The organism is Flintibacter sp. P01028 (genome assembly GCF_041925235.1).
In the GTDB taxonomy this organism is placed as follows: domain Bacteria; phylum Bacillota; class Clostridia; order Oscillospirales; family Oscillospiraceae; genus Lawsonibacter; species Lawsonibacter aceti.
Window position 1 is genome coordinate 107988 of sequence record NZ_JBHEVC010000008.1, and the last position, 6243, is coordinate 114230.

The 6243-nt window shown below is 60.3% G+C and carries 5 protein-coding genes; 3 read left to right on the forward strand and 2 right to left on the reverse strand.

All coding sequences use genetic code 11. From position 1 onward, the window contains the following. Positions 1–28: 28 nt before the first annotated feature. Both ACEVJK_RS13135 and ACEVJK_RS13140 read right to left on the reverse strand, forming a co-directional pair. The gene (locus ACEVJK_RS13135; RefSeq protein ID WP_186852889.1) at positions 29–1687 is read right to left on the reverse strand and encodes a ribonuclease J; all 1659 of its coding nucleotides are present in this window, start codon (positions 1685–1687) and stop codon (positions 29–31) included. Positions 1688–2028: 341 nt separating this feature from the next. Continuing rightward, complete coding sequence (locus tag ACEVJK_RS13140) at positions 2029–4389, reverse strand: sugar phosphate nucleotidyltransferase (RefSeq protein WP_374740774.1); 2361 nt, start codon at positions 4387–4389, stop codon at positions 2029–2031. A 129-nt stretch (positions 4390–4518) separates the two neighbouring features. Here ACEVJK_RS13140 and ACEVJK_RS13145 point away from each other — a divergent pair, with 129 nt between their 5' ends. From ACEVJK_RS13145 to ACEVJK_RS13155, 3 genes are read left to right on the forward strand one after another with little or no spacing between them, the layout of a single operon-like run. Further along, the gene (locus ACEVJK_RS13145; RefSeq protein ID WP_147572394.1) at positions 4519–4737 is read left to right on the forward strand and encodes a DUF1653 domain-containing protein; all 219 of its coding nucleotides are present in this window, start codon (positions 4519–4521) and stop codon (positions 4735–4737) included. Further along, the gene (locus ACEVJK_RS13150; RefSeq protein WP_147572395.1) at positions 4734–5066 is read left to right on the forward strand and encodes an arsenate reductase family protein; all 333 of its coding nucleotides are present in this window, start codon (positions 4734–4736) and stop codon (positions 5064–5066) included. The genes ACEVJK_RS13145 and ACEVJK_RS13150 overlap by 4 nt, the downstream gene beginning before the upstream one ends. A gap of 59 nt (positions 5067–5125) precedes the next feature. Further along, positions 5126–6121: a YafY family protein gene (locus ACEVJK_RS13155; RefSeq protein WP_186852886.1), complete on the forward strand. Its 996-nt coding sequence runs from the start codon at positions 5126–5128 to the stop codon at positions 6119–6121. The last annotated feature ends 122 nt before the right edge of the window (positions 6122–6243 follow it).

Here is a 6243-nt window from a genome sequence, read left to right on the forward strand (position 1 = left end):
AGGGGGCTGTTTTCATTTGTTAAGGCCGTCAGACCTCCATGATGACAGGCAGGATCATGGGGGACCGCTTGGTCTTTTTATAGAGGTAGTTGGACAGGTCGCCCTTGATGGCCCCCTTGATGGCGGACCAGTCGGTGGCGTATCGGCCGTCCACGGACTGGATGGCCTCCAGGGCCACCTGGCGCAGCTCCTCCATCAGCCCCTCGGACTCCTTCACATAGACGAAGCCCCGTGTGATGATATCCGGGCCGGACACCAGAGCGCCGTCCTCGCCGGACATGGATAGGACCACCACGATCATGCCGTCCTGGGCCAAGTGCCGCCGGTCCCGAAGGACCACGCTGCCCACGTCGCCCACGCCGTAGCCATCCACAAAGACCTGCCCGGCGGTGACGGTACCCGCCAGCTTGGCGGAGGAATGGGTCAGCTCAATGACCCGGCCGATGTCGCCGATGATGACCTGGTTGGGGGTCATGCCCATCTGCTGGGCCAGCTTGGCGTGGATCTGGAGCATCCGCTGCTCCCCGTGGACGGGGATGAAAAACCTGGGCTTGACCAGGGCGTGGACAATCTTCAGCTCCTCCTGACAGGCGTGTCCGGATACATGGAGGGTCATCTCCCGCTCGTTCATCACCTCCACGCCCTTGCGGTACAGCTCGTTGACCACGTTGCCGATGGCGTTCTCGTTGCCTGGAATGGCGGAGGCGGAGATAATGACCCGGTCTCCGGGGAGCAGGTCCACCTGGCGGTGGGTGTTGAAGGCCATGCGGGTGAGGGCGGACATGGTCTCGCCCTGGCTGCCGGTGGTGATGATGCACACCCGGTCCTTGGGCAGTGACTTGATGTGGTTCAGGTCCATGAGCACTCCGTCTGGGATGTTCATATAGCCCAGCTCGGAGGAGACCTTCATCACATTCTCCATGGACCGGCCGGTGACCGCCACCTTCCGGCCGTACCGGGCCGCCACGTCGATGATCTGCTGGATGCGGTCCACATTGGAGGCAAAGGTGGTGATGATGATGCGCTCCTCACACCCCCGGAACAGGGCGTCAAAGGAGGCGCCCACGCTGCGCTCGCTGCGGGTATAGCCGGGGCGCTCCACATTGGTGGAGTCTGCCAGAAGGGCCAGCACGCCCTCCTTGCCCAGCTCGCCCAGGCGGGCCAGGTCCATCATCCCCCCCTGGATGGGGGTGGTGTCGATCTTAAAGTCGCCGGTGTGGACACAGGTTCCCACAGGGCACTTGATGGCAAAGGCCACCGCGTCGGCAATAGAGTGGTTGACGTGGATAAATTCCACGCTGAATTTCCCCGCCTTGACCACATCCCCCGCCTCGCAGGTGATGAGCTTGGTCTTATCCAGCAGACGGTGCTCCTCCAGCTTCAGCTTAATGAGGCCCGCGGACATCCGGGTGGCGTAGATAGGGGCGTTGATGGAGCGGAGGACATAGGGCAGGGCGCCAATGTGGTCCTCATGTCCGTGGGTGATAAAGATGCCCCGAATCTTCTGCTGGTTCTTAATGAGATAGCTGACATCGGGGATGACTACGTCGATGCCGTACATATCGTCGTCGGGGAAGCCCATGCCGCAGTCCACCACCACGATGTCGCCGCCGTACTCGTAAACCGTGAGGTTCTTGCCGATCTCGTTGAGGCCGCCAAGAGGAATGATTTTCAATTTTTCAGCCATAAATACTCCTTGTCGTCGTTTTAATTTGGATGTAGCGGCGAAAGGACCCACAAAAACCAGCCGTGCCCCACGGCACAGCTACTGGACGGAAGGACTGCCCCCCTCCGGCCCTGCCTCGCCGGAGGGGAAAATGGTCCCTTCGCCTGTCTAGTGGATCTCGCCTTGGTCCCCTGTGGGCCGACCCCGCCTGTTACTCACGGTTTGGGCGCACAGGATATATTTAAACGCGCGGGCCTGGGGCCCGTACGCGCATAAATCAAAAACAAAGCCAATTACTGGCACAGATAGTATACCACACTTTTTTCTAAAAGTATACTATTGCTTTCAAGAGAACAAAAGAACTACTTTTTATCCCTTCCTTGGGCACATTGTTCAGAAATGGCCCGGTCCAGCTGGGCCGCCCGCCCGGCGTAGAAATCGCACAACTCGGCGGCGATCTCCAGGTCGGGGCCCTCGCCCACCACCCGAAGGGCGGACCGGCGGGCCAGGGGGACCAGATAGACCCAGCCACCCCCAGTGTGGACACGTAGGCCCTCGCCCCCGCAGGTCCGGCCCTGCTCCCGAACCATAGCCTCCATGACCCGCCCCCGGTCTGAGGAGAGGGGGACCTCCCGCCGCCAGGAGGAGAAGCGGGGGGTCTTGGAGATCAGCGCGTCCAGCTTTTGGCCCGATACGCCCATCCGAGCGCAGATCCGGGCTGCGGCGCTGGGCGCCGACCAAAACCAAGGTTGAGCGGCATACAGGTCCCTGGCTGGCTTTCCGTCCCGGTCCAGCCGCAGGACGGTCCCGTCATAACCGGCGGCTACCAAGTCCACCGCGGCGCTGGCCCCGGAGGGGACGGCCAGTCTGCCAGAACCGTTCTCCATCTCGATGAGGGCCACCAGGGCCAGCAGCTGGCTGGAATCCAGGATGGCGCCCCGCTCATCCTGGGCGGTAAGACAGAAGCCGCCGTGGCTGGCCCGGAAGGCCGGGATGCCCGGCCGCCAGCGGTCCTCCACCTGGCAGCCCAGGGACAGGAGGACCGCCCGTATGGCCCGGTCATCCGGACCATTTCCCTCCACCGCCACCGTCACCCGGCGGAGGGCGGGGTGACCCAGTGAGGCGGCGGCAGCCACTTGGTCGGCCCACTGCCTCCGCGTCAGTTCCAGACGCTCCATCTGCCCCACCTGCCGGGCTCGGACCCGCCGGAACTCCCCCTGGAGAAGGGCGTGCTCCAGCTTCCGCTCCCTGGCCCGCTCCAGAGGCAGGCCCTGGCGGTCAAAGAAATGGAGAAAGACGCGCTCCTCCCCTTCCTCTATAAAGAGGGAGATGGGCAGCATACGGCAGGCGGACACCCAGGCTCCCTGGACGGGGCTGTCCAGGCCATAGGTCAGCACCTGACCACCTGCGGCCGCGGCTCCCGCCGCGGCCGCCCGGGCCAGCATTCTGGCTCCGGGAGTATTGGAACATCCTAGTCCAACCTGGCCCTCCACACCCAGGACGCTGCCGATCCCCAGCAGGGCGTCTGGCCCCAGATCCTCGCCCAGCACGCCCCGGATTACCCCGCCATCCCCGAAGCGGTGCACTCCCTTCTGGCTGCCGCTGGTGATAGATCGGGCCAGCCGACAGCCAGCGGGGGCTGTCTGCCCAGGCCACAGACGCACCCGCTCCAACAGGATGGCCCCCTCCTCCGCCAGGGCGTTGTCCCCCAGCACAGCTCCATCCTTCAAAATAGACTTCTTCTGAGCGGCAGAGCCGGGGCATAAAATGGCGCCGTCCAGTGAGGCCCTAGAGTCTACGGCGGTTCCTTCCAGCAGGACGGACCGCTGGACCACCGCCCGTTCTCCCACCCGGCACTCTCTGCTGATTACCGCATAGGGGCCTACAATGGCGCCTGGTTCCAGTTCCACATCCCGGTCGATCCAGCAGGGAGGCGTCAGCGTGATCCCTTGGGGAAGAGATTGGGCGGACCAGATCCCGTCGCTCCGCTGGGGAATATTCAGGTCCATTGTTACCCGTCCATCCAGGGCGTCCTGAACACACTTAAGATAGGCTCCGCAGTCCCCCATATCGCACCAGTAGCCCTCCAGGGGACAGCCGTACAGAGGCATCCTCTGTTCCAGCAGGGTAGGGAACAGGTCCTTGCCAAAGTCAAAGGGGCCCTGCTGGGGCACCAGCTCCATAGCCCGTGGGGATAGGATATAGATGCCTGTATTTACCATGTTGGTAACCACCTGGCCCCAAGAGGGTTTTTCCACAAACCGCTGTACACGCCCCTGCTCGTCGGTGAGGACCAGACCGTACTCCAGAGGCTTGGGGTGGGCGTAGAGGACCAGAGTAGCGCAACTCTCCCGCTCCTGATGCGCCTGGATGGCTTCAGTCAGGTCCAGGTCGCAGACACAGTCCCCGCTGATGACCAGGAAGTCCTCCCGCCCCAGGTGGGACAGGCAGTTTCTAACACTTCCGGCGGTCCCCAGAGGCTCCTCCTCTACAAAATAGGTCAGCTGGACGCCCAGCTGTTCCCCACTGCCAAAGTAGTCCATCACTGCCTGGGGTTTGTAGCACAGAGTGACACAGATATCGGTGATGTGGTGGCGCTTTAACAGGGTGATGATGTGCTCCATTACCGGCCGCCCGAACAGGGGAGTCATGGGCTTTGGGACACCAAGGGATAGGGGCCGCAACCGGGTGCCTTCCCCGCCGGCCATAATAACTGCTTTCATGGACCGCTACCGTCCTTTCCTTTGTTAGTAACGGTTAGTATGGTCCGGCCGGTTGCCTTTCATGCCAACCGGCAGCTTGTCCAGTTCAATTGAATATGATATACTTTGGAAAAACAGGAGGGACTGGATATGGACATCAAGCCGGGGCGCTACCGCCATTTTAAAGGGAGTGAATACCAGGTGCTCGGTTCCGCCACGCACTCGGAGACCGGGGAGGCTATGGTGGTCTACCGGGCCTTATACGGGGAGGGCGGACTGTGGGTCCGGCCGGCCGTTATGTGGAGCGAGTGGATAACGCGGGACGGGTATTCTGGCCCTCGTTTTATCTTTGTGGGGGATATAGGATGAATATTCAGATTTTTGGAAAAAGCAAGTGCTTCGACACCAAAAAGGCGGAGCGATGGTTTAAGGAACGGCGCATCAAATTTCAGGCTGTGGACGTAAAAAAGTATGGCATGAGCCTGGGGGAGCTGACCAGCGTGAAAAACGCCGTGGGACTAGCCGTCATGGTAGACACGGGACACCCGGACGCGGCGCTGCTGTCCTATCTGGCCTCCGACCAAGCTAAACTGGAGAAGCTCTACCAGGACCCGTCTTTGCTCCGCACCCCAATCGTCAGGAATGGCAGGCAGGCCACCGTGGGCTACTGTCCCGACGTCTGGGCCCACTGGCAATAAAGTCCTATTTATCGGACATAGGCTCTGCTATCCTTGAGTCGAGAAAGGAGAGATGCCCTGTGGCAAAAAGCGCCAATCAAAAATCCAAGCTGCTCTATCTGTCCAAGATCCTGCTGGAGCAGACGGACGAGGATCACCCCATCACCGTCCCTGAGATGATTCAGGAGCTGGCCAAGCGGGACATCAAAGCGGAGCGAAAGAGTATCTATGACGACCTTGAGACACTTTCCTTGTTCGGCCTGGATGTTCAGAGCCGCAAGGGCCGTTCACCAGGCTGGTTCATCGGTTCCCGAGAGTTTGAGCTGCCGGAGCTGAAGCTGCTCATGGACGCAGTACAGTCCTCCCGTTTTATCACCCAGAAAAAGAGCGACGCCCTGATTCGCAAGCTAGAGGGGCTGGCTAGCATCCACCAGGCCCGGCAGCTCCAACGCCAGGTCTATGTCAGCGGGCGGATCAAGGTGATGAACGAGAGCATCTATTATAATGTAGACAGGCTCCATGGGGCGCTGTCCGCCCAGAAGGCCATCACCTTCAAATATTTCGACTACGACATTTCTCGCCAGAAGGTCTTTCGCCGGGACGGCAAGCGGTATACTGTCTCTCCTTATGGCCTGATCTGGGACAACGAGAACTACTACCTGGTAGCCTTTGATCATGTCAATCAGGAAATGCGCCACTACCGGGTGGACAAGATGGCAGATATCGTAGTCACCAATCTTCCTCGCTCCGGCCAGGAGCAGTATCCCAACTTTCAGGTGGCCTCCTACGGCCAGAAGCACTTTGCCATGTATTCCGGCAAAGAGATGACAGTTACCCTTCGGGGCCGCCAATCTATGGCCGGCGTGGTCTGGGACCGCTTCGGACAGGACATCATTCTGGTCCCTGACGGGGAGTCCCACTTTCGGGTCACCCTCTCTCTAGTCATGAGTCCCCAGTTTTTAGGCTGGCTTTTTGCCTTAGACGGTATCGAGCTGGTGGCCCCGCAGGAGGCTGTGGATTTATACCGCCAGCGGCTCGTTTCTATTCAAGCGGCATATCAAGATGTAAGTTTGTGATCTTGTCTACCAAATGTCTACCAAAAAAAGCGGGAAAGCGCTGGGAAACAGGGCTTTCCCGCTTTTCCATTTTCTGGGTGTCTACCAGATGTCTACCAAGGGTACTTTTTCTTTGGAAAAGC